Source organism: Microbacterium ureisolvens, assembly GCF_015278315.1.
Lineage (GTDB): Bacteria > Actinomycetota > Actinomycetes > Actinomycetales > Microbacteriaceae > Microbacterium > Microbacterium ureisolvens.
Map to the genome: position 1 here is coordinate 17,220 of NZ_JADIJE010000004.1, position 23,269 is coordinate 40,488.

General features: G+C 71.7%; 22 protein-coding genes, 1 tRNA gene and 2 pseudogenes. 14 read left to right on the forward strand and 11 right to left on the reverse strand.

Going from position 1 to position 23,269, the window contains the following annotated elements; all coding sequences use genetic code 11:
* Positions 1-36: 36 nt before the first annotated feature.
* Positions 37-474, reverse strand: a complete 438-nt coding sequence (locus IM767_RS07370) for a GNAT family N-acetyltransferase (protein WP_198425743.1) — start codon at positions 472-474, stop codon at positions 37-39.
* Between the two features lie 107 nt (positions 475-581).
* Here IM767_RS07370 and IM767_RS07375 point away from each other — a divergent pair, with 107 nt between their 5' ends.
* Positions 582-1,484: an NUDIX domain-containing protein gene (locus IM767_RS07375; protein ID WP_109209197.1), complete on the forward strand. Its 903-nt coding sequence runs from the start codon at positions 582-584 to the stop codon at positions 1,482-1,484.
* A 3-nt stretch (positions 1,485-1,487) separates the two neighbouring features.
* Here IM767_RS07375 and IM767_RS07380 read toward each other — a convergent pair whose 3' ends face one another.
* From IM767_RS07380 to IM767_RS07390, 3 genes are all read right to left on the reverse strand, one after another.
* Positions 1,488-1,871 (reverse strand): RNA-binding S4 domain-containing protein, encoded by a 384-nt coding sequence (locus tag IM767_RS07380; RefSeq protein WP_109209198.1) that lies wholly within the window; start codon positions 1,869-1,871, stop codon positions 1,488-1,490.
* Positions 1,868-2,548 carry a lysoplasmalogenase gene (locus IM767_RS07385; protein WP_109209199.1) on the reverse strand — a complete coding sequence of 227 codons (681 nt, stop codon included), beginning with the start codon at positions 2,546-2,548 and terminating at the stop codon, positions 1,868-1,870. Before IM767_RS07385 ends, IM767_RS07380 begins: the two co-directional genes overlap by 4 nt.
* A 72-nt stretch (positions 2,549-2,620) precedes the next feature.
* On the reverse strand, positions 2,621-3,208 hold the full coding sequence (locus IM767_RS07390) for a GNAT family N-acetyltransferase (protein ID WP_109209200.1): 588 nt from the start codon (positions 3,206-3,208) through the stop codon (positions 2,621-2,623).
* A gap of 129 nt (positions 3,209-3,337) precedes the next feature.
* On the opposite strand from IM767_RS07390, the gene IM767_RS07395 reads away from it, so the two are divergent.
* From IM767_RS07395 to IM767_RS07410, 4 genes are all read left to right on the forward strand, one after another.
* Positions 3,338-3,411, forward strand: a tRNA-Pro gene (locus IM767_RS07395).
* Between the two features lie 111 nt (positions 3,412-3,522).
* On the forward strand, positions 3,523-4,995 hold the full coding sequence (locus IM767_RS07400; protein WP_109209201.1) for a DUF3375 domain-containing protein: 1,473 nt from the start codon (positions 3,523-3,525) through the stop codon (positions 4,993-4,995).
* The gene (locus IM767_RS07405; RefSeq protein WP_109209202.1) at positions 4,988-5,761 is read left to right on the forward strand and encodes a DUF4194 domain-containing protein; all 774 of its coding nucleotides are present in this window, start codon (positions 4,988-4,990) and stop codon (positions 5,759-5,761) included. Before IM767_RS07400 ends, IM767_RS07405 begins: the two co-directional genes overlap by 8 nt.
* A complete protein-coding gene (locus IM767_RS07410; protein ID WP_109209203.1) occupies positions 5,758-9,111 on the forward strand; it encodes an ATP-binding protein in 3,354 nt (1,117 codons plus the stop codon). The genes IM767_RS07405 and IM767_RS07410 overlap by 4 nt, the downstream gene beginning before the upstream one ends.
* A 39-nt stretch (positions 9,112-9,150) precedes the next feature.
* On the opposite strand, the gene IM767_RS07415 is transcribed toward IM767_RS07410, so the two are convergent.
* Positions 9,151-10,476, reverse strand: coding sequence for a flavin monoamine oxidase family protein (locus IM767_RS07415; RefSeq protein WP_109209204.1), 1,326 nt, complete (start codon positions 10,474-10,476; stop codon positions 9,151-9,153).
* 43 nt (positions 10,477-10,519) lie between these two features.
* On the reverse strand, positions 10,520-11,134 hold the full coding sequence (locus IM767_RS07420; protein WP_162564213.1) for a helix-turn-helix domain-containing protein: 615 nt from the start codon (positions 11,132-11,134) through the stop codon (positions 10,520-10,522).
* Between the two features lie 130 nt (positions 11,135-11,264).
* Between IM767_RS07420 and IM767_RS07425 the strand changes: the two genes are divergently transcribed.
* Both IM767_RS07425 and IM767_RS07430 read left to right on the forward strand, forming a co-directional pair.
* Entirely contained in the window at positions 11,265-12,485 is a 1,221-nt protein-coding gene (locus IM767_RS07425; RefSeq protein WP_109209205.1) for a globin domain-containing protein, read from the forward strand.
* A 62-nt stretch (positions 12,486-12,547) separates the two neighbouring features.
* Complete coding sequence (locus tag IM767_RS07430) at positions 12,548-13,252, forward strand: lipoate--protein ligase family protein (protein WP_109209206.1); 705 nt, start codon at positions 12,548-12,550, stop codon at positions 13,250-13,252.
* A gap of 181 nt (positions 13,253-13,433) precedes the next feature.
* Here IM767_RS07430 and IM767_RS07435 read toward each other — a convergent pair whose 3' ends face one another.
* Complete coding sequence (locus IM767_RS07435) at positions 13,434-13,727, reverse strand: Lrp/AsnC ligand binding domain-containing protein (protein ID WP_239453186.1); 294 nt, start codon at positions 13,725-13,727, stop codon at positions 13,434-13,436.
* 14 nt (positions 13,728-13,741) lie between these two features.
* On the opposite strand from IM767_RS07435, the pseudogene IM767_RS07440 reads away from it, so the two are divergent.
* From IM767_RS07440 to IM767_RS07455, 4 genes and pseudogenes are all read left to right on the forward strand, one after another.
* Positions 13,742-14,057: pseudogene (locus IM767_RS07440) on the forward strand (arginase family protein); the annotation flags it as partial.
* Positions 14,058-14,157: 100 nt separating this feature from the next.
* Positions 14,158-14,622 (forward strand): hypothetical protein, encoded by a 465-nt coding sequence (locus tag IM767_RS20560; RefSeq protein WP_198425744.1) that lies wholly within the window; start codon positions 14,158-14,160, stop codon positions 14,620-14,622.
* 48 nt (positions 14,623-14,670) lie between these two features.
* Complete coding sequence (locus IM767_RS07450) at positions 14,671-15,240, forward strand: mismatch-specific DNA-glycosylase (RefSeq protein WP_109209208.1); 570 nt, start codon at positions 14,671-14,673, stop codon at positions 15,238-15,240.
* On the forward strand, positions 15,237-15,677 hold the full coding sequence (locus IM767_RS07455) for a ribosomal maturation YjgA family protein (RefSeq protein WP_239453188.1): 441 nt from the start codon (positions 15,237-15,239) through the stop codon (positions 15,675-15,677). Before IM767_RS07450 ends, IM767_RS07455 begins: the two co-directional genes overlap by 4 nt.
* On the opposite strand, the gene IM767_RS07460 is transcribed toward IM767_RS07455, so the two are convergent.
* Positions 15,652-16,398, reverse strand: coding sequence for an NADPH-dependent F420 reductase (locus IM767_RS07460; RefSeq protein ID WP_109209209.1), 747 nt, complete (start codon positions 16,396-16,398; stop codon positions 15,652-15,654). The two genes, IM767_RS07455 and IM767_RS07460, sit on opposite strands and share 26 nt — an antisense overlap.
* A gap of 62 nt (positions 16,399-16,460) precedes the next feature.
* Here IM767_RS07460 and IM767_RS07465 point away from each other — a divergent pair, with 62 nt between their 5' ends.
* Positions 16,461-17,417 (forward strand): L,D-transpeptidase, encoded by a 957-nt coding sequence (locus tag IM767_RS07465; protein WP_109209210.1) that lies wholly within the window; start codon positions 16,461-16,463, stop codon positions 17,415-17,417.
* An 11-nt stretch (positions 17,418-17,428) separates the two neighbouring features.
* On the opposite strand, the gene IM767_RS07470 is transcribed toward IM767_RS07465, so the two are convergent.
* A complete protein-coding gene (locus IM767_RS07470) occupies positions 17,429-18,544 on the reverse strand; it encodes an FUSC family protein (protein ID WP_239453190.1) in 1,116 nt (371 codons plus the stop codon).
* A 141-nt stretch (positions 18,545-18,685) separates the two neighbouring features.
* Here IM767_RS07470 and IM767_RS07475 point away from each other — a divergent pair.
* Positions 18,686-19,695: pseudogene (locus IM767_RS07475) on the forward strand (aldo/keto reductase).
* A gap of 61 nt (positions 19,696-19,756) precedes the next feature.
* On the opposite strand, the gene IM767_RS07480 reads toward IM767_RS07475, so the two are convergent.
* Positions 19,757-21,670 carry an adenylyl cyclase gene (locus tag IM767_RS07480; protein ID WP_198425745.1) on the reverse strand — a complete coding sequence of 638 codons (1,914 nt, stop codon included), beginning with the start codon at positions 21,668-21,670 and terminating at the stop codon, positions 19,757-19,759.
* Positions 21,671-21,785: 115 nt separating this feature from the next.
* On the reverse strand, positions 21,786-22,373 hold the full coding sequence (locus IM767_RS07485) for a GNAT family N-acetyltransferase (protein ID WP_109209211.1): 588 nt from the start codon (positions 22,371-22,373) through the stop codon (positions 21,786-21,788).
* 50 nt (positions 22,374-22,423) lie between these two features.
* Between IM767_RS07485 and IM767_RS07490 the strand changes: the two genes are divergently transcribed.
* Positions 22,424-23,224, forward strand: a complete 801-nt coding sequence (locus IM767_RS07490) for a glycosyltransferase family 2 protein (RefSeq protein WP_109209212.1) — start codon at positions 22,424-22,426, stop codon at positions 23,222-23,224.
* Positions 23,225-23,269 lie beyond the last annotated feature (45 nt).

Genomic DNA, 23,269 nt, shown 5'->3' on the forward strand with positions numbered 1-23,269 from the left:
CTCGAGGATGACGGATGCCTCGGGCCGAGGCATCCGTCATTCCTCCGCGCTGCCGCGGTAGAGCGCCGGCCGCACCATGGCTGTCGCATCGGGCTCGGTGAAGCCGAAGTGCCGGTACAGGCCGTGCGCGTCGCCGGTGAAGAGCACCCAGCGCATATCGGCGCCCGGACCTTCGTCGATCATCCGGCGGACCAGGCGCTTGCCGAGTCCGTGCCCGCGATGGGCGTCGAGCAGGAAGACGTCGGCGAGGTAGGCGAACCCGACGCCGTCCGACACCGCGCGGGCGAACCCGACCTGCTCGCCCGTGTCGCGCCGATAGGCGCCGACGACGCGCCACGCGCGGTCGAGCTGCGTGTCGACGTCTTCGCGGGTGCGCCACCGGCCCCAGTAGGCCTCGGTCGACAGCCAGCCCCACACGACGTCGCGCTGGATGCGGGCGGGGTCGTCGTCGAGGTCGTAGTGCATGTGGTCCATTGTGGCGAGTCCTCCGGTGACGGCGGCCGGTCCGCCCGGCCGCGGGTGGACCGCCGGTGTGCGAGGCTGGCGGTGGGCGAAACCGGCCCCGAGTGAAAGGCGGCCCCGTGACGATCGAGCCTCCCGTCCCCGGTGAGCCGCGGCGTCCGCACGGACCGCGTGATCCCGGCGACGCATGGGTGGTCGCGCCGACGGGGGAGCGGTACTGGGGCAGGTTCGGTGCGGCAGGCCTCCTCGCCGTCGATCCGCGACGGGGCGTGCTGCTCCAGCACCGCGTCTCGTGGAGCCACTTCGGCGACACCTGGGCGCTGCCCGGCGGGGCCCGTCACGAAGGGGAGTCGGCGTGCGACGGGGCGCTGCGCGAGGCCGCGGAGGAGGCGGGCGTACCGGAGGCGTCGGTCCGTCCGCGTGTGCTGAGTGTGCTCGACCTCGGCTACTGGAGCTACACGACGGTCGTCGGCGACGTCGTCGTGCCGTTCGAGCCGACCATCAGCGACCCCGAGAGCCGGGAGCTCGCCTGGGTGCCCGGAGAGGATGTGGCGGAGTACCCGCTTCATCCCGGCTTCGCCGACTCGTGGGAGCGCCTGCGCGCGCTGCTCGGGGTGCGCCCGGCGGTGATCGTCGACATCGCGAACGTGATGGGTGCGGTGCCCGACGGGTGGTGGCGCGACCGGCCGGCGGCGGCCACGCGGCTGATCTCGCGGCTGTCGGACCTCGGTGCGGACGGCCTGCCGGCGTCGGCGCTCGATCTGCCCGAGCGCACCTGGTACCCGGAGTGGACCGCGGTGGTCGAAGGGCAGGCGCGCACGGTCGACGACGCTGCGGGCGTCGAAGTGGTGCGGGCTGAGGCATCCGGCGACGATGCGATCGTCGAGGCCGCGGACCGCGCGGTGGCGGGCGGCAGACGTGTCACGGTCGTGACGAGCGATCGCGGACTCGCCGAGAGGGTGACGGATGCCGGAGCCGCCGTCCGCGGCGCGCGCTGGCTGCTCGACCTGCTCGAGGGCTGAGCTTCAGTCGTCGACACGGCCGCGCAAGCGGTCGATCTCGCGCCGCTCGCGCTTGGTCGGGCGTCCGGCGCCGCGATCACGCTGTGCGATGACCGGGGTGGGGTCGCGCGGGGGCGTGCGGTCCTCCATCGCGGCGGCCACCAGCGGCGCGCCGACGCGCTTGGAAATCGTGTCGCGGACCGTCAGCATGCGGTCGAACCCGTCGATGCGCACCCGCACCTCGTCACCCGCCCTGATCGGCTGCGCCGCCTTCGCCCGCTCGCCGTTGACACGCACGTGGCCCGCGCGGCACGCGGTCGTCGCCGCGGACCGGGTCTTGTAGATCCGCACGGCCCAGAGCCAGGCGTCGACGCGCACCGACTTGCCCCGGGCCGACGCATCCGTCATGCCGGCACCTCCGCCCGCACCGCAGCGACTTGCCTCGCTCGCACGCTGACGAGGACGCCGGCCGCGATGAGGCCCTGACCGAGGCAGTAGGTGAGCATGACGAGCGGGCTCGTCCAGTCCGGCATCGCGTCGGGGAGGAACAGCCGGAACGCGAGGATCGAGTCGGAGGCGAGGAAGAAGACGCCTCCCCACACGATGAGCGGATGGCAGCGGGACGCCGCGACCGCCGTGCCGCCGAGGACCAGACCGTACGCGGCGACCGCCACGGCGAGGCCACCGAGGTGGGGCCAGAGCACGGCGAGGAGCACGACCCACCAGACGGCGTATACGGCCGCCCACAGTGGGACGCGTCGCAGCGCGACCCTGCGCCAGAACAGCCAGATGTAGCAGAGGTGGGCGAGCCCGAAGAAGAGCAGCATCATCGGCACGGTCGGCAGCCACGGCACGAACGTGCCGGCGCCGTCGCCGAGCCACGACAGCCCGATCGCGACGACGAGCAGCGTGTGGTCGCGCGTCCAGCCTGCGCCCCGGGCGCCCCAGACGACCGCGAGGGCCAGCAGCGGCATGAGCGTCAGCTTGGTCGGGGCCGCGACGGCATCGGCACCGACTGCGAGCGCCCACACGTGAACGGCCGACGCCGCGATGTACGGCACGAACCCGATCCAGAGCCGATGCATGATCCTCCTCGACGCGCAGGGCTCCACCATCGTCGCACGGCCGAGGCACGGGTCTGTGCTCGCGCTCGCCCGTCAGCTCGCCAGGTCGAGCGAGACGATCGCGAGGTGCGGCTTGGGCCTTGCGACCTCTCGGAAACCCGCTTCTCGGAAGGTCGACAGCACGCCGTGGAACAGCTCGTTGGAAGCCATCTTGCGCCCCGCGTCGGGGTCGAGGGGGTAGGCCTCGATCACCCGCGCTCTGCCGCGGCGGGCGAAGTCGATCGCTGCGTCGAGCAACCGGGCGTTGAGCCCCTCGTTGCGATGCTCTTTGCGGACGACGAAGCAGCTCACCGCCCAGACCGAGTCGTCGTCCCACGGCTCTTGCGAGTTCGCCGTGAAGTTCTTCGTGCGCCCGATGCGCACCTGACGGATGCGCGGCCCCACGCGCACCCAGCCGGCGGCCTCGTCGTCGACGTATGCGATCAGTGCCGGCGGCGGACCCGCGGTGATCTCGTCGCGGAGCATGCCCTCGCGCTCTTGCAGGCTGGTCTTCTGCCACTCGGAGTTCGGCATCATCCACCACTGGCATTGGCAGCCGTAGCCGTCGCCTCCACCGCTCAGGGCGTGCTGGGCGTCGTCGAAGCGGTCGGCGGTGGCCGGTTCGATGGTGATATTCGGCATGCCGCGACGCTAATGCGCCCCACCGACATGGGCAAGGACGACGGATGCCACGCCCGGGCGCGGCCCGGTTCGCGACGCCTCCGCGGACCGGGTAGGATGGGGGAGTTGTCCGCGCGCAAGCGGGGGCATCGGGATGTGGCGCAGCTTGGTAGCGCACTTGACTGGGGGTCAAGGGGTCGCAGGTTCAAATCCTGTCATCCCGACAGACAGGCCCGGAACTTCGGAAGAGGTTCCGGGCCTTCTTCGTGCTTCGGCGGCACGCCCGAGGGCAGGCGCGCACGGCGGGGCCGCTCCCGCCGACTACGCTGGATCTGATGGGGAACACTCGTGCCGAGGCGGCATATCTGCGCTCGCTGGCGGCATTCCGAACCCCCACCCTCGACCTGCTGCACGGGCGCTATGCGCCCTTCGTGGTCGCGACGCTCTCGATCGTGTTCACGGTCGATCGCCCGTCGGTCGAGATCTCCGATGCGCACGCCGAGGTCGCTGAGATCCTCGATGAGCTGCGCGCGGCGGGGTACGACGAGGGCGACCGCACGCTGCCCGTCGGCACCGCCCGCGAGATCTGCCGCTACTGGGTCCGCGTCGGCTGGCTCGTCCCGCAGATCGACGGCGACACCGAGGTGTACCGCCTGACCGCGCACGCGGTGGGAGCGCTCGAGATCACCGGACGCACAGCCGGCGGCCGCACGCGCGTATCGAACTCGCGCGTCCGCACGCTGCTGGAGGCGGTCGAGCGTCTGTCCGATCACGCCGAGACCGACCCCGCGGTGCGGATGGCCCGGCTCATCCAGGAGCGCGACGCGCTCGACGCCGAGATCGCGCGGCTCGAACTCGGGCAGTCCGAACCGGTCGACGACGAGCAGCTCCTCGAAGAGGCCGAGAACATCCTGCACCTGGCGCGCGAGCTGCCGGCGGACTTCACCCGGGTTGCCGAATCGATCAAGGCGATGCAGCGAGACGTCGTCGCCGACCTGCGTCGTGACGTCCGACCGACCGGCGAGGTGCTGCGCGAGTACCTCCAGCGTGGGCAGCACGTCATGCAGTCCACCGTGGAAGGCCGGGCGTTCGCCGGCGCGCTGCGACTGATCGGCGATCCCGAGCGCATCGACAGCCTCACCGAGCAGCTGCACACCCTCCTGGCGCAGCCGTTCGCGCGCCTCATGGACGGCGAGCAGCGCAAGGAGCTGGACGCGATCGGCCGGCGGGTCGAGCTCGGCGTCGAGGAGGTGCTCACCGCGCAGCGCCGTGCCTCGCGCGTCATCACCGGGCAGGTGCGCACCCATGATCCGATCCGGGACCGCCAGGTCGACGATCTGCTGCGCGATGTCATGTCGGGGCTGCAGGCGTGGACCCGCAGCTCGTCGTCCGACGCGCCGGTCGAGCCGCTGCGCAGCCTGCCGATGGCCGACATCGGCCATCTGCGGCAGTCGGTGAGCGACATCCGCCCTCCCGGAGCGCCCGCCCCGCTCACCGCCTCTGACGAGGACGCGGAATTCACGGATGCCGACACCCGCGCGTGGGGCGGACCCCGGTACGCCAAGCTCGAGGCGTACGTCGCCGGTCTCGGCGGCGAATTCGACCTGGGGGACGCCTTCCAGAGGGCGGACGAGGAAGCCCGGCGCCCCGTGGACCTCGTGGGCCTCCTCGAGATCGCGCACCGCAACGGCATGACCGAGGGGGATGAGGTCTCGGTCGTCGAGGCCGTCCGCCCCGACGGCACGACGCGACGCTTCGCGTTCGGAGCCGTCACCGCCCGCACCGCGAAGGAGCCCGACGATGACTGACACCGCCGTGCAGAACGAGCCCGACGCCACCGGCGTCGCCGTGGAGGACGCCGCCGCGAGCGAGGCGTTCATCGCGCCGGCCGCGATGGAGGACGACCTCGACGAGCTCTTCCCCGGCGACCGCGGGGTCCTCGACCCCGCGGTTCGGCGCGTCTTCGTGCATGTCCTGCAGCGCCGGTTCCTGTTCGCGGACCGCAACCGCGACGAGTGGATGGTGCTGCTCGACAACCAGCAGCTCATCGAGTCGCGCCTGAACGACCTCTTCGTGCGCCTCGTCGTCGATCACGACCGCGGCGTCGCGTACAAGCAGCAGGTGCGCTCCGACGAGCTCGAAATGCCCATCCTGCTCCGGGATGCGGCGTACACGCGATCCGAGACGCTCGTGCTGGTGCACCTGCGCACCGTCTACCAGCGCGAATCCGCGGCGGGGGAGCCGGCAGCGCGCGTCGACATCGAGGATGTCGAGCAGACGGTCATGAGCTACTTCGTCGATGCCGACGGCGATACGGCCCGCCGCCAGCGTTCGATCCGCAAGGCGATGGACCGGCTGGCGCGTGACGGCATCGTCGATGAGGAGACCACGGGAAGGTTCCGCATCAGCCCCCTCGTCGAGATCGTGCTGAGCGCCGAGAAGCTGCGAGAGCTGCGCGACTGGCTGCGCTCGCAGTCTGATCCGTCACACACGGGGGGCGCGGCATCCGTCGCCTCAGCCGACGTGTTCGACGAGGCCGAAGACGACGAAGACGAAGAGGAGGCCGCGCTGTGACGATGCTCGACACGCTGTTCGGGCTCATCCCGGCGGCATCGCGGGGGCAGCAGTGGCTCGCCGAGGATCTGCAGCTCGTCAACTGGGGCGGCTACGACGGGGCTCACCGCGTGCGGTTCTCGCCCGAGGCCACACTCCTGTGCGGTGGGTCGGGATCGGGCAAGTCCACGCTGATGGACGCGTACATCGCGTTGATGATGCCCCACACGACGCCGTTCAACGGCGCGTCGAACGGGGGCGTGACCGGTCGCCCGCGCGGCGACGAGCAGCGCAACATCCTGTCGTACGGGCGAGGCAAGCTCGATGAGTCGCGCACGGAGGACGGCACGAAGATGCGCGTGCTCCGCGGCGACGGCGAAGACACGTGGACCGCGGTGGCGATGACGTGGATCGACCACGACGGGTCCCGCTTCACCGCAGTACGCGCGTGGTACCTCCCGGCCGGTGCGCGCGTGCTCGAAGACACCGTGCGCGTGCGTGCCACGACGGACCGTGCGTTCGACCTTGGCTCGCTCGAGCAGGCGGCGGGGCTGCGCCTCTCCGACCTCTCGATCAGGAACGCCGGGCTCGACCCCGTGGCAACCGATCGCGAGTTCTCGGCTCGCCTGCACGCCGTGCTGGGGATCGGGGCGGCCGGCGCGGGGGCCAAGGCGATCAGCCTGCTCGCCCGCATCCAGGCCGGTCAGCAGATCACCACGGTCGACGACCTGTACAAGCGTCTGGTGCTCGAGGAGCCCGAGACGATGACGACGGCCGACGCCGTCGTGGCCCACTTCGACGGCCTAGAGAGCACGCGCACGAGGATGCTGACGGCTCGTCAGCAGGTGGGAGCCCTCGAGCCGATCGGCGAGCTGCGCGAGAAGATCGCGGCGGCAGCGGAGCGCGTGCAGCTGATCGACGAGGTCGGCGAGTTCTCCGACCCCGCGTCGCTCGCGACGCTGTGGCGCGCCGACCGCCGATTGGGGCTCCTCCGCGAGGTCGAGACGGAGCTTCGCGATCGGAAGAACGCCGCGGAGGTCTCGCTGCGCGAGACCCGCGCGCTCGCCGATGCTGCCGAGACGGAGCGCGACGGCCTCGTCGAGGTGCTGCGGCTGTCGGGCGGGGATCGCCTCGAGACCGCCCAGCGGGAGCTGCGCGAGGTCGAGCGGCGGCTGACCGCGACGCAGAGCCGGCGGACGGCGCTCGAAGCGGACCTGCGCGCGATCGGCGAGGAGGCGGGCACGCACGCGGAGTTCGCCGCGCTCGTGGACCGCGCCCGTGAGAGCCTGGCCGACCGCGATGCCAAGGGCGGCGCCCGCGCCGAATACGCCGAGGCGATCTCGGCGGAGAAGTCCACCGCGCGCGAGATCGCCGAGCTCGAAGCGGAGGTTCGCCGCGCGTCCGGGTTGCAGGGCAACATTCCGCGGGCGCTGCACGAGTCGCGCGAGCTCGTCGCGCAAGCGGCCGGGATCGATGTCGAGGACCTGCCGTTCGTCGGCGAGCTGATCGAGGTGCGCACGGAGTTCGAGCCGTGGCGGGAGGCCTTCAACCTCGCGCTGGGGGGTTTCGCGACGACGCTCCTCATCGACGTGGAGCAGCTCGGGCGGTTCCGCACCGCGATCGATTCGGTGCGCACGCCGGTGCGGCTGCGCTACGAGGGGGTTCACACCGGCCTCGACGAGGGGGACCGCCGCGACACGACCACGCTGCCGGGGCGTCTCGATTACCAGAGCACGCCTTTCACGGGCTGGCTGCAGGAGCGCCTCGGCGACCGCTTCGGCTTCGTGTGCGTCGATTCCGCGATCGACCTGTCGCGCCACCGCATGGCGCTGACGCTCACCGGCCAGGTCTCGCAGGGCAGCCGTGGCGCCCACGGCGGCCACGGCCGTGAGAACGTGCTCGGGTTCTCGAACGACCGGCGGCTCGCCGATCTCGGGCGCCAGCTCGACGAGGCCCGCGCCCGGCTGGCACGCGCTGCGGACGCGCGCAAGCGGGCGGACGCCGCGCTGGATGCCGTCGACGCCCGCTTCGCGGTGTATGCAAAGCTCCGCGATCTCGCCTGGGAGCAGGTCGACGTCGCCTCCGTCACGGCCGAGCGCGACCGATGGCTCGCCGTGCACGACGACGTGACGGCATCCAATCCCGAGATCGCCCGCGTGCAGGGGCAGATCGCCGCCGCGAAGGGCAAAGCGGCGCGCCTGCGCGAGGAGATCGCGCGCACCACGGTCGAGCGTGAGCAGATCGAGTCGCAGTGGAGCGACGTCATCGACGACGTCGACGCGGATCAGACGGTGGTCGACGCTGCCGAGGACGCGGGGCGGATGCTGCGCCCCGACCAGATCGCGTTCCTCGACGACCGATTCAGCCTGGCGAAGACCTCGCGGCCGGAGAGCGCGTCCGATGCGCTGGCCGGTTTCGTCGCCGCGCTCACGACCGCCGCCCAGCGCCTCACCGAGGATCGGCGGGCGGCGGCCGACGTCCTGGAGCAGCAGCGCGACAGCGTGCGGCGCATCATGGTGAGCTTCCTGGAGCGCTGGCCCAACCCGAACCTGCTGCCGGACCCCGACGAGTCGATCGACGACTTCGAGCGCATCCTCGAGGCGCTGCGGACGAGCGGGCTGCACGAGCTCCAGGCCGAGTGGCGCGACAGCCTGCTGAAGCTGTCGGGAAACGACCTCACCAACCTCGACTCGACGCTGAGCCGGTCGATCCGCGAGATCCGCGATCGCATCGCGCCGATCAACGAAATCATGCAGGACCTGCCGTTCTACGACGACGACCACCGCCTGCAGATCACGACGCGCGAGAACCAGTCCGAGGCGCGCCGTCGCTTCCGCCGCGAGCTGCGCGAGGTGCGCGCGCTCATCGAGGCGGCGTCGACGGACGACGAGCGCGAGCAGGTGTACCGCCGCATGTCGAGGCTGATCGGTCACATGCGGCGCTCGGCACCCGACTTCGGCGACCTCATCGACGTCCGCAACCACGTGCGGGTGAGCGCCGAGCGCGTCGACGCCACGACGAAGCAGCACGTCGCGCTGTACGACCACATCGGCGAGAAGTCGGGCGGCGAATCGCAGGAGCTCATCGCCTTCATCGTGGGCGCGGCGCTGCGCTATCAGCTCGGGGACGCCGGTGCCGAGCGTCCGCGCTACGCGCCCGTCTTCATGGACGAAGCGCTCATCAAGGCCGACGCGCACTTCACCAAGCGCGCGATCGGCGCGTGGCGTGGCCTCGGCTTCCAGCTCGTGATCGGCGCGCCCAACGACAAGTACAGCGCGATCGAGCCGCACGTCGACGTCGAGTACGACATCCTCAAGGACACCCGCGGCCGCTCGTGGGCCAAGCTCAAGGTCGGCCTGCCGGAGAGCTGACGGCGGGGCCGAGTCGGATCGCGCGGGTCGATCCGGGGGTCAGTGCTCCCAGACGTGCTCGATCGGGATCTCCTGACCGAGCACCCGCTCGGCGGCGCGGTGCCCCGAGAACATGGCGGCGGGCACCGTCGCCGGATCGTCGGTCCAGGTCGCCTCGCCGGCGAGATGCAGGACCCCGGCGACCGGCGTCGCGAGGTCGTCGTGGTCGGCGGTGGTGGAGCCCACCGTCATGTAGGCGTACGAGCCGTGCGACCACGGGTCGTCCTGCCAGTCGGTGATGTGCACGGACGTCGGCTGCGGCACCCGATCGCCGTACAGGCGGCGCAGCTGCACGAGGATCGACTCGACGATCTCGTCCTCGGTCCAGTCCCAGGTCTCGACAGCGGCGGGTCCGGCGGCGAACGTCAGCAGCGTCGGGGCGTCGTGCAGCGCGGTGAGGTCGTACCACGAGTGCCACCAGCGGGACTCGGGGCCCTGCTGCCGGATCGCGTACACGCCGTCATCCCAGAACTTCGTGGGGAACCGGAGGAACACCTTCTCGAACGAGTTCATCTTCAGGCGGCTCAGCGCACCGGCGACGGGCTCGGGCAGCGCCGGCTCGATGACGAAGTCCTCCGACTGCAGCACGCCGACGGGCACCGTCACCACGATGCTGTCGGCCGAGAACAGGCCGTGGTCGGTCGTGACGACCACGCCACCCGGCGACCACTGCACGAGAGACACGACGTGGATGAGGCGGATGTCGAGGCCCTCGGCCAGTCGCCTCGGGAGGCGGTCGTAGCCGTCGGGGAAGACGACCTCGTCGCCGTCGATCGAGTCGTCGTCGAGGCCGTGCGCGGCGAGGTCCTCGATCCACGCCCCGTACTGCTCCTCCGACCGGTGCTCCATGTACTCGCGCACGCGCTGCGTGCGCTCCTCGTCCCAGCCCTGGGCGGCCAGGACCGCCTCGGTGACGTCGCGGTAGGAGGCGTCGGGAGCGGATGCCGCGACCACGCCCTCCAGGGCGGCATCGGCGGCGTGGATGTCGGCGATGTACGCGCGGGTCGCGGCATCCGTCAATCTCGTCCCATCCGGCCCGTAGTACGCGATGGGGCGGCTGTCGGCCTGGTAGCCGCCGACCGTGAACTCGACCATGGGCATGCCGAAGGCGTCCGCCGCGGCCGCCACGGGGGAGCCGGTGACACCGTGGATCCACGACGCGCCCATGTCGGTGGTGAGTCCGAAGCGGCGGTCGGTAGACACCCGCCCGCCGACGCGGTCCCGCGCTTCGAGCACGACCACGTCACGCCCCGCCTCGACCAGGAGGTGCGCGGCGGTCAGGCCCGCGACGCCGGCGCCGACCACGATCGTGTCGAAGTGATCCATGGTGTCCGTCCTCCCGCGCGGCGCGGCGCCACGCGATCCGACGCTATCGTCCCGCGGCGTGCGTCAGCATCAGCCGGCACCGGTGCGCGGTCACGAAGGGTTCGAGGCGCTCCATCTCGAGCGGCCCTTCGGTGTGGCGCAGGACGTCCTGCACGAGGCGGGCGTGCACACCGCAGACGAGGGCGCGGTCCTCGTCGATCATGTCGTGGTACCGGCACGGTGCGAGGTCGAACGAGAGCGACCCCTCATCGACGGCGGGATCCAGCCCCGCGTCGTCGAGGTGCTCGTACAGCACGTCGAGCTGCCGCACGGCTCCGGGATCGAGCACCGGCGCGGCGGCACCTGTCACGGCGCGCAGCATCCGTCCCCGCTCCGCAGCACCCGCGACGCGCGCGCTCGCCGCCTCGCTGGTCGCCGACTCCCGCACGGGGTGGAACACCACGGGCGGGCGGCCCCGCACGCCGACCTGCACGGTCTCGCTGCGGATCAGGCCTTCGTCCTCGAGCACGCGCAGATGGTCGCGGACGGTGTTCAGCGGGATGCCGCATTCCGATGCGAGCTCGCCGGCTCGCCGCCCGGGGACCCGCTGGATGGCCTGAAGCAGCTGCAGGCGACGGGGCTGGGTCAGCCCGCGGAAGTCGTGGGCGCGGCGCGGCATGGTCCCAGGGTAGGCGGCGAACACGGACACCGCCTGGGCGGAGACCGGATAAAACCGGTGGAACGCCGGACGCGCGATGGCCGCGACGCGAGAGGGTCGGACTCGCGACTCGAAAGAGAAAGGGAACCACATGCAGCTCTCACCGGAGTCCGAAGCCATCGTCCGCGCCACGGCGGGTGTCGTCGCCGAACACGCCGAGGAGATCACGAAGGTCTTCTATCCGGCGATGTTCGCCGCCCACCCCGAGCTGCTGGGGGTCTTCAACCGCGCGAACCAGGCGATCGGCGAGCAGCCCAAGGCACTCGCCGCGTCGGTGGTCGCCTTCGCGGTGCAGCTCATCGACCCGGACGCGCCCGACTTCACCCCGGTGATGCGCCGGATCGCCCACAAGCACGTCTCGCTCGGCATCCAGGCCCGCCAGTACACGATCGTCGGCCACCACCTGCTGGACGCCGTCGGCACCGTGCTGGGCGACGCCGTGACGCCCGAGGTGCGCGCAGCGTGGGACGAGGTGTACTGGCTGTTCGGCGTCTCGCTCATCGCCGAGGAGGCGAAGCTCTACGCGCAGGGCGGCACCGACCCCGAGCACCCGTGGCGGCCGTACCGGGTGGTCGAGCGCTTCGAAGAGTCCGACGAGGTGTTCTCGCTGCTGCTCGCGCCGGTCGAGGGCGAGACGCCCTCGCACCACACGGGCCAGTACATCGCCATCGCCGTCGACCTTCCCGACGGCTCGCGCCAGCCCCGCCAGTACACCATCTCTTCCGGTCCGCGCGGCGACTCGCTCCGCGTCACGATCAAGCGGGTGCGCGGTGCCGACGGAGCGCCCGACGGGCAGGTCTCGACGTGGCTGCACGAGAACGCGCAGCCGGGGACGGTGCTCGACGTGTCGCAGCCGGCCGGCGACGTGGTGCTCGATGACTCCGAGCAGCCCCTCGTGCTGGTCTCGGCGGGCATCGGCATCACGCCGGTGGCGGCCATCCTCGAGGACCTCTCGCGGCGCCAGCCGCAGCGCACGGTGCGGCTCTTCCACGCCGATCGGGCGCACGACACCCACGCGCTGTACTCATCGCTGCGCCGTCAGGTGCTGGCGATGGGCGATGCGAAGGCGCAGAACTGGTACGAGACGGATGCCGAGACCGCGCCCACACTCCACCCGGCGCTGCCGGGGTTCATGGATCTCTCCACTGTCGAGCTGCCCGACGACGCCGCCGTGTTCATGTGCGGCCCGCTGCCGTTCATGCGGATCTCGCGGGCGACGCTGATGGCGCGCGGCATCCCGAGCGAGCGGATCCACTACGAGGTCTTCGGACCCGATCTGTGGGCGCAGAACCCGGAGTCCGCCGCAGCCTGAAAACGGCGCCGCTGCCAGGCGCGTGCCCACCACCTCTTCCGGTCCCGTGAGAGTGTGGGCGCGTGACCTCGCACCACCCATCGTCGTCGCACCGCCCCGCACTCGTCATCCGGCAGGAGGAGCGGGCGGATGCCGCGACCGACCTCGAGCGATCCGTCGAACTCCTGCGCGCGGTCGCCGATGGCACCGTCGTCCAGCCCCGGGTGGTGCGGGTGTACACGCCCGAGCCGACCGTTGCGATGAGCCGCCGCGAGAGCCGGCTGCCGGGATTCGAGACGGCTCGACGGGCATCGTCGGATCGGGGCTTCGCGCCGGTCATCCGACCGACCGGCGGTCGCGCGGTCGCCTACGACGAGACGTGCATCGTGTTCGACGTGATCGTCCGCGAGGATGCGGGAGCGATCGACCAGGCGCTGTTCTTCCGCGAGGTCGGCGGCGCGCTCGCCGCGGCGATGCGCGGTCTCGGTGTCGACGCGCGGGTCGGCGACGTGCCGGGGGAGTACTGCCCTGGTGAGTTCAGCGTCAACGCGCGCGGTGCGGTCAAGCTCATCGGCACGTCACAGCGCGCGGTGCGCGGTGCCCGGCTGCTGAGCGGGATGCTGCCGCTCGAAGGCGTCGATCGATTCACGGATGTGCTCCTGGTCGTGAACGCCGCGCTCGAGCTCGACTGGGACCCATCGACGTTCGGCACACTGGCCACCGAGGTGCCGCGCATGCCGCGGGAGGTGGTCGAGCGCGCCCTTATCGCCGCGCTCGCCGGAGGCTGACCCATCAGCGCAGCGGGCCGAAGGCGCGGAGGTCGGCGGCCAGCACGTCGGGCAGTCGGGGGACCGACGGTCGGGACCGCACCGCCCTGCACACAATCGGAGGTTCTGACCGACACGCCGGAAGAGGGATGCTGCGACCCGGCGTGTCGCGCAGACCTTCCGATTCTGTGCTCCGCATCGCCTACCCGGTGATCGAGCCGAGCGGCTGCGGGATGCCGCCGCCCGCGGGCCGGAGCGTGCGGGCGTAGTCCTCCTTGAGCACCGCGAGGTGGAACCACGCCTCGACGCCCGAGACGCCGGGGATCTCGCGGATCCGCTCGAGACTCGCGTACAGCGCGCCCGCCGACGGTTCCACGAGCGTCGTGACGACGTCGAATCGGCCGAGAGTGCGCGCGGCGAAGTCCACGCCCCGCCAGGTGCGCAGCGCCTCCGTCACGCGGTCGTCCGCGTCGGCGAGGTTGAGGCCGACGCCCATCGACAGCTGACGTCCGCCGCGCGAGCGAGGGAGGCCTCATCGACCCTCACCGCGAGCTGCCATGTCGGCACCCGCGGACCGCTCTATTCGAAGCAGGACCTCGACGACGACGAGCGCCTCGGCTTCTCGATCGTGTCGAGCGTCGACATCGAGGAACGCGGCATCGAGGCCGCGATCGAACGCGTGCGCCGCCGCGTGGGCGACAAGCCGCTGTACATCTCGATCGACATCGACGTGCTCGACCCTGCTCACGCACCCGGCACCGGAACCCCCGAGGCCGGCGGCATGACGAGCAGGGAACTGCTCCGGATGCTGCGTGCCCTGAGCGACCGGAGCCGCCCGCACGTAGCGCCGTCGCCTCGCCCTGACAAGCCCCTCCCCGCGGTGGCGCGCCCGCCGCAGGCTGGAAGGATCCAGAAGGAGGACGATCATGAGCGACCACGCAAACGACATCCCCGAGCAGCGCACGAGCGCAGAGGACCCGATCGCAGCCACGGGCCGCGAACAGCGCGACTACGCGGCGGCGAGCCCGACCGCAGGCACCCCGGCGGACGTTCGGCAGGAATACGCACAGCCGGACCTCTCAGATGCGGCCGCGCAGGGAGCCGCCCCGCACACCTCGACGACGGATCACGACGTGATCCGTCAGTGGGCGGAGGACCGCCACGCGGCGCCGGCGACCGTCGAGGGCACCGAGCACGGCGGCAACGTCGGTGAGCTGCGGCTCGACTTCGACTTCGGCAACGACCTCGAGGACCTCCGCCAGGTGAGCTGGGACGAGTGGTTCGCCGCCTTCGACGAGCGCGGTCTCGAGTTCGTCTACCAGGAGACTGCTCGCGCGGACGGTTCGCCGTCCAACGACTTCCGCCTGGAGACGCGGGGCGCGACGCGCTGACGGCATCCGCGGAACGGCGCCGGCGTCGGCGTGCGCGAGACTGAAGGCATGGGTTTCACGCGCGCCGAGCTGGAGTCGTTCCGCGGGCGCACGATCCACGACCTGATGCCCGAGCACCCCAAGCTGGTGCTCGTGGGCATCAACCCGGGGATGTACACCGCCGCGACGGGGGTGCCGTTCGCGCACCCCGGGAACCGGTTCTACCCCGCCCTCCTCGCGGCGGGGATCATCCCGCGGCTTCCGCGCATCGACGACGGCGGGATGGATGACGCCGACCGCCGCATGCTGCTGGAGGCGGGCGTCGGCATCTCGAGCATCGTCCGGCGGGCGACCGCGCGCGCCGACGAGCTGGAGCGCAGCGAACTGCGGGAGGGCGCCGAGCGGCTCGAGCGCGACGCCGCCGGGTGGGGCGCGAGGGTGGTGGCAGTCCTCGGCCTGACCGCTTACCGTCACGGATTCGCCCGGCCACGGGCGCGGGCGGGCCGTCAGCCGGAACGCCTCGCCGACGCCGAGCTGTGGGTGCTTCCGAATCCGAGCGGATTGAACGCGCATGTCACCGTGGCCACGCTCGCCGAGGCGTACGCGGAGCCGGCTCGCGCGGCGGGCGTGATCTCGTGACGGACGACCGCACCGTCGGGGTGGTGGGGGCTTCGGCAGCCGCCAGGCCGCGGCTGCTCGCCCGGCGCCTCATCGCCGGCGTTCTCCTGCTGGGCACGATCGCCGCGGGGCTCGTCGTCCACACGACGCTCCCCGATACGCCGGCGAGCGACATCGCGGGGGATGCCCTGTACGCCATCGCGGTTTATCTCGCCGTGGTGATCATCGCGCCGAGGGCGCCGGCGCTCGCCGCGGGCGGGATCGCGGCCGCGTGGTGCGTGGCCGTGGAGCTGTTCCAGCTCACCGGACTCCCGCTCGAGTGGGGCGCCGTCTTCTCGCCGGTGATGCTCGTGCTCGGAACGGTGTTCGACCCGCGCGACCTCGTGGTCTACGTCGCGACCATCGCGGTCGCAACCGGCGTGGATGCCGCTCTCACCGCGGTGCTGCGTCGCCGCTAGCGCTGCCGTCGGCACGGGCGCGGGTGCGAGCGCGGGCGACCTGGATCCCGCGCTGCGACGTCGGGAACCGGTCCAGCATCGCCCGCAGCTCCTGCGCGTCGACGTCGGCCCCGAACGCGTCGGCACCCGGTTCGAGCATGATGCCCGCGGCCAGGTCTCCCGCGATCACCGGGTCGAAGCCGAGGTCGTCGACCAGCCGCATCACCGCGGCGACCGCGTCCTGGTCGTCGCCCGCGACGGCGATCGCCTTGCGGTTCGGCGCGCCGGGAGGCCGCGCCTCATCGGCCAGGTCCTGATAGCCCATGTGGTTGAACGCCTTCACGACCCTGGCGCCGGGCAGTGCGCGCTGGACCGTCTCGCTGGTCGTCGTGCGCAGATCGGCGAAATCGGCGTGCAGGCCGTCCACCTCCCACCAGTAGTTCATGGCGTCGATCACGACCTTGTCGCGGAACGCCTCGGCGGGGAGTGTCCGGTGCTGCGGAAGGGGAAGGGCGAGGATCACCACGTCGGCGTCGCGCGCGACCGTGAGCGCGTCGACAGGAACCGCGCCTGGTGCGACGGCGGCGACCGTCGCGGCGATCCGCCCCGGGTCGCTCGACCCGGCGATGAGCACCTCGTGTCCCGCGGAGCGCGCCAGCCGGGCCAGCACCCGCCCGACGCGCCCGGCGCCGATGATTCCGACGACCTCGAGCCCGCGCTCCTCGCCGCCCTCGGTCTCCACCGGCCCAGGCTAACGACAGACCGGCGGTTGCGGCATCCGTCGTCCCACCCGACGATGGGGGAATGGGGGATCCCGATACAGACGGCCCGGAGCCCGACGAGCCCGTTCCGCCGCCCCCGCCGGACCGCCGGCGGGCGTGGCTGCTCATCGTCCTGGCCGCGGTGCTCTTGGCCGGCGTGATCGCCGCGGTGTGGCTGCTTCGGCCTTCCGAGGCCGAATCCTCCGCACCTCCCGCAGCGACGGCGACCTCCACGCCGACGCCCGCGCGCACCCCGACGCCGACCCCCACGCCGACGCCGCCGGGCTTCGCGGCGAACACGAGCGCGTACGACGTGGCCGCCCTGCCGCAGGTGAACGTGTTCGCTGTCATCCCGGCGCTGCCGGTGGATGACGCCGCGTTCACGAACGCGCTCCCGTTGCACGCGGTCGCGAAGGGGATCGGCGCGCCGGTATGGGCCGATCCGACGGCCGCGCCCGTCGCGTATCTGCCCCGCGAGTACCCGTACGACGGCACGTCGGTGCCGGTCGTCGAGCAGCAGGAGCATTGGGTCAAGGTGCTGCTGACCGGCAGGCAGGCCGTGCCGTCGCAGGGGAACCCGGCACAGGTGACCGGGTGGGTGCGCCTGACGGACGTGGATCTCGCCGCCGACGACACCAGCGTGGTCGTGAGCATCTCGGGGCGCAGCATCGACATCGTGCGCGGCGGCGTCTCCGAGCGCATCGCCACCGACTTCGCGTGGGGCACCGAGAGCACGCCGACCCCGGTCGGCCGCACCTTCATCATGACCACCCGGACCGTGCCGGAGTACGGCTACACGCGGGGCCACCCGATCGTGTACTGGGCGGTGCAGTCTCCGACGCTCGACGGCTTCGGGGGAGCGGATGTCGCGGTCGCGGCCTTCCACTATCACGACGCCCGCTCAGGGTCGATCTCGAACGGCTGCATCCGTGTCGACGAGGCAGCGATCACGCGGCTGGCCGAGCTTCCGCTCGGCACGCCGGTGATCGTCAATCCCTGAGCGGCGCCCGATCAGACGAACGGGCGGGTCACATCGATGATGCGCCGCAGGCAGAGCTCGACGGCGGCGCCCGTGGCGATCTCGGCACGCGTGCCCGGCACGGGAGCGCCGAGCGCACGCTGGTAGTCGGCCAGCGCGTCGGTCGCGGCGCGCAGCCGGTCGGGAGCGTCCGGATCGCCGAGGGGCGTGGCGACGAGCTCGGCCGCGGTGCGGATGGCGTGAGCGAGGTCGTGGCGGACGGCGGCCGTCAGCTCGGCGTGGCCGGATGCCTGAAGTTCGAGCAGGAGGTCGATGAGGTCGCGCGTGAGGAACGCGGTGCGCTCGAGCGCCTCCATGCGGCGGGTGTTCTCCTCGCGCTCGTCGCCGTGGCGACGCCGGCGGGGGTTGGCGCGGACGCTCTCCTCCGCCTCGTCGACGTCGTCTGCGACCGCGGCCTCCGTCTGCGACAGGGCGTCGAGACTTTCGCGGAAGCGGTCGGGGTTGACCTGATCGTCGGCGACGGCGGTCGAGGCATCCGTCAGCAGATCGGTGACCGTATCGCGCAGCGCCGACAGCCGCTCGCTCGCCCGTCGGAGGTAGAGCGGCGGCACCACGATGAGGTTGACCGCGATCCCGACGACGACCCCGAACGCGACGGTCCCGAGGTACGAGATCGAGAATTCCTCGGGATCGGTGGCGCCTCCGATCAGCAGCACGAACAGGGCGGCGAGCGGTGCCCAGTCACCTCCGTCGCCGAGAAGTCGGAGTCCGCCCAGCAGCACGCCGACCGCGATCACCGCCCCCAGCACGACGCCGCCCGGCACACCGAGACGGAGCGCCGCCACCCCGGAGAGACCCAGTCCGATGCCGACAGCGAGGCCCATCAGCACCTGGAGGCCGACTCTGGCCGAGCGGGCGACCGTCGGGTACATCGTGACGAGGGCGCCGAGCGGCGCGTAGTACGAGTACTGGTCGTCGAGGAGCGGGATGAGCGGCGCGAGGTACCACGCCAGCACAGCCGCGAGCGAGGTCTTGATCGCCAGCAGCAGGCGGGGCTGCTGGGCGAGCCGCGCCGTGTACGAGACCGCCCGTCGCAGGGGTTCAGTGCGCTCGGAAATACCCGCCTCCTCCCGTAAGCCGATGGCCACGATAGCCAGCGCGCCCGCACGGACCACCGGGATTGCGCTCGCGGCGCTTTCGGGTTATCCGCATGCCGATGGACGCGGCCGCGGCGGGGCAGGGGCGTCGGATGCTGGAACCTCACCCCTGTTCGTCCCCGAAGGATCCTCATGCAACAGCGCGCACTCGGACGCACCGGACGCTCGGTCTCGGCCGTCGGACTCGGCACCTGGCAGCTCGGCGCCGACTGGGGCGCCGTCTCGGGGGAGGAGGCCGAGCGCGTGCTGGCGGCATCCGTCGACCGCGGCGTCACCCTCTTCGACACCGCCGATGTGTACGGCGACGGGCGGAGCGAGTCGCTGATCGGCCGGTTCCTCGCTCAGCGCCCGGGCCACGGCATCACCGTGGCGACGAAGATGGGCCGTCGGCTGGCGCAGGAGCCCGAGAACTACACCCCGGAGAACATCCGCGCCTGGACCGATCGCTCCCGTGCCAACCTCGGCGTCGACACGCTGGACCTCGTGCAGCTCCACTGCCCGCCGACCGCGGTGATCGAGGACGACGCTGTCTACGACGCCCTCGACCGGCTCTCGTGGCCGACGGCGCGATCGCGGCGTACGGCGTCTCGGTCGAGACCTGCGCGCAGGCGCTCGCCGCCATCGCGCGCCCGAACGTCACGAACGTGCAGATCATCTTCAACCCGTTCCGGCTCAAGCCGCTCGACGAGGTGCTGCCCGCCGCCGAAGCCGCCGGGGTCGCGATCCTCGCGCGCGTTCCGCTGGCGTCGGGTCTGCTGTCGGGCCGGTACACCGCTGAGACCACGTTCGCCGCCGACGACCACCGCACCTACAACCGCCACGGCGAGTCGTTCGACCGCGGCGAGACCTTCTCGGGCGTCGACTTCGAGACCGGCGTCGCCGCAGCCGCCGAGCTGGCGGGCGCGCTTGCCGACGGGGTGTCGCTGCCCGCGGCGACGCTGGCGTGGATCGCGGCGCAGCCGGGGGTCACGAGTGTCATCCCGGGTGCGAGCAACGTCGGGCAGGCGGAGTCCAACGCCGCGGCGGGCGACGTGCTCGACGGTGCCTCCGAGGGTGGCGGCTTCGACCTCGAGGCCTTCGACCGCGTGGTCCGCGACGTGTACGACCGCGATCTGCGCGCGTCGATCCACCCGCTCTGGTGACGAGCGGATGCCTCGACCCAGCGTTGTCGCCGGGTCGAGGCATCCGTTTCCGGGGAGGGCCTTACGGCGCCGGGTAGTCCACCACGAACTGCGGGGTGCCCGTGTTGGTGTTGTCGGCCTGGCCGCCGACGCCGTTCACGACGTGCTGGACCGTTCCGGCCGAGAGGTTCACCGTCATGATGTGGTGCAGCTGAACCCCCGGGGTCTCAGGCACCTCGAACCCGTTCGCCGTGATGATCGACGGGTTGTTCTGGTTGAACACGTACACGCCCGCGCCGTCGAGGCGGTGCGTCGTGACGTCGTCGGCGACCTTGTAGCCCGGGTACCCGAGCGTGCCGTCGGGCTGCGTCCAGTCCGCCTGCGTCGGCGGGTCGTACGGCAGCTCGTTCTGGTAGAGGATGACCCGGCCGTTCTCGCCGTTCCAGAGCGTGTTGTACGTCTGGAAGTGCTCGACGAACAGGCCCGTCGCGGTCACATCGTCGCCGTTCACGATGACGCCGACCGTGCCGGTGTTCGTGTTCCAGCGCTCTGTGTCGCCGTTGACGCCGTTGCTCGGGTCGAAGCCTTCGACGCCGTGATCGCCGCGCCACACCCAGGTGTGGTCGATGAGCACGTCGTCGGCGTTGATCTCGAGCGCCGTCGTCGCCTTGCCGGTGTGCGGTCCGCCGACGCGGAAGTACACGTCGCTCAGCGTGATCGGGTTGGCCGGGTCGAGCTTCTTGCCGCCGTGGGCGTTGCCGACGCGCAGCAGCACGGGCGAGAGCTCGGTGCCTGCGTCGATCGTGACCCCGGCGACGACGATGCCCTCGGCGTCCTTGACCTCGAGCGGGACCGCACCGTTCACCGCGGTGAGCGTCGCGTGCCCGAGGCCGAGCACCACGGTGTTCGCGCGCTTGACCTGGATCGTCCGGTCGATGTCGTAGACGCCGGGGGTGAGGATCAGGTGCTGTCCGCGGGCGAGGGCGTTGTTGATGTCCTTGACCGAGTCGGAGGGCGTCGCGATGTAGAAGTCGGTGATCGGGATGCTGCGGCCCGCGGTCTCGCCGTCGGCCCAGCTGATCCCGCGCGATTCCTGCTGCGCGGCGGGCACCCGGACGTTGTAGCGACCGGCGTCGTCGACGTACAGGTACGGCTTCTCACGGCTGAGCGGCGTCTCGTCGATGGTCGTGTAGGGCGGGTTCGGGAAGGCGGCGTCGTCCGGCGCGCCCTCGACGCCGGAGAAGACCTGGTTCCACACCGCGTTCGACCAGCCGGCGACCTCGCTGTTGCGGATCAGCCACTGCTGCTGGGAGCCGTTGATGACGGATGGCAGCCGTGAGTCGGCGATGAAGCCACCGCTGGCGTACTGCGGGCCGGCGGTGCAGTAGTCCATGAGCGACAGGTTGCCGCCCGAGACATCGAGGCGGCGCATCGACACCGCCTGCGATACCGCCCAGAAATCGGCGCCGCTGCGGCAGCCGCGTTCGGGCGTCTGGATGTCGATCGACAGGTTCGCGATGGTGCGCCAGAAGTTCACGAGAGCGAGGCAGTTGCTCGTGCCGCCGTCGGCGAGGCACCGGTTGTAGACCTCCACGGCGCCGTGGACGGTGACGTCCTCGGGCGATGCGCCGAGCCCGGCGATCTCGGTGTAGTAGCCGACCTTCACCTGGAGCGGATCGGCAGCCGAGCCGTACTCGCCGGGCAGGAAGTACACCGCCTGCCGCGCGGTGCCCATCTCGGCGTCGACCTGCTGGGCGTGCAGCGCATCCAGTTCGGCGCGGATCTCTGCGACCGGCGTGTCGGGGGAGTAGACGGTGACGTTCGGCCCGAAGTCGGGGTCGAAGGGGTCGACGGCGCGCGGCGGGGCTGCGACGGCCGGGGTGACCAGCAGCGCGCTCGCGATGAGCGCGGCGCCGGTGGCCACGGCGGCGATGCGCGCGGGCGCTGCCGTGCGACGCGCCGTTCTGGCCGTGGGGTGGGGAACGGGGGCGGGCATGGGAAGTCCTCTCCGTTGAGGTGACGAACCGGCGGAGATGCCGATTACTTACCGGACTGTAACCAACCGTGGGAGCGGTCTCAAGCCCCAGTTTCGGGAGAGCGTTTGCTCCCGCTCAGAAGTCGATGCGCATGACGAGCCGGCGCTTGGTGGGGTGCGTGACCTCCCGGTAGCCGGCAGCCAGGAAGGGCCCGACGGCGCCGACACTGAGCTCGTCCCAGATGACCTTGCTGCCGCCCGTCACCATCGGATACCCCTCCACCGCGGCCGCGCCGCGTGCGCGGGCGTGTTCGGTCGCGGCCGCGACGAGCGGGTAGGTGAGCCCCTCGCCGCGGTGCCCTTTGCGCACGACCATGCACGGGATCGCCCACACGGAGTCGTCGTCGGGATCCTCGGTGCGCCCCTGCCAGGGGACGGGCGATCCGCGCACGCGCCCGTAGACGCCGCGACGGTCGACCGCACACCACGCCACGGGCTCATCGCCGTCGTACGCCACGATGCCGATGGTCTCGGTGGCGCGCGGGTCGTCGCAGTGGGTCTCGGAACGGAGGATGGCGGCGCGCTCCGATTCCGGCATGTACCACCAGTCGCGGTCGCCGAGCCGCTGGCGCTGGCATTGGCACCGACAGGCAGCGCCCGTGAGGATGGCCTGCAGGTCGTCCCACGACGCCTCGTTGGCGGGGACGAAACGCAGTGCGGTCATGGGGGCAGAGTAACCAGGTGCGCCGACATGCCGGGAGTATGGTGGCGCTTGTGCCCCTCGCCCCACACGTGGCCGTGGTCATTCCGTGCCGGAACGACGCGGCGTACCTCGACGCGTGTCTGGCTGCGCTGGCTGCGCAGACCCGCCGCGCAGACACGGTGATCGTGGTCGACAACGACAGCACGGATGCCTCGGCCGCCGTCGCTCGCCGCCACGGGGCGACCGTGCTGCACGAGCCGACGATCGGCATCTGGCCGGCGGCCGCGCGGGGATACGACGCCGCCCTCGAGTCGGCCGACCTCATCGCGCGGCTCGACGCCGACTCCCGGCCGCACCCGGACTGGGTCGCCCAGCTGGTGCGTGCGTTCGACTCCGATCCGACGCTCGGGGTGCTGACCGGCGGAGCGGAGTTCTACGGCGGCACGCCCCTGCAGAACCGTCTGGGCGAGCGCTGGTACGTCGGCGGCGGTCACTTCTGGATCAAGAAGTGGCTCGGCATCCCGCTCGTCTTCGGCTCGAACTTCGCGATGCGGGCCGAGATCTGGGAGCGCCTGCGCGACCGGGTCGACCGCGGCAACGCCCGGATCCACGACGACCTCGACCTCACGATCCGGCTCCGCGCGTCGGACGGCGTGCGGTACGACCCGCAGCTGCGCATGCCGGTCTCGGCGCGTCCGGTGCAGACGGTGTCGGGCCTGTCGCGGCGCGTCCTGCGCGTGGTGACGACGTTCGCGGCCAGCTGGCCCGAGGGCGCCGCGTGGCGCCGGGAAGTGCCGTCGAGGAGCGAGGCCACGGTCGCGGCGGACTGGGGGCGCGATGGCGACGACTGGACGCCGGAGTACGGCAGCTGAAGAGCGCGGTCTCCCCGCCGGGCGCGGTCAGAGGCTGAAGGGGCG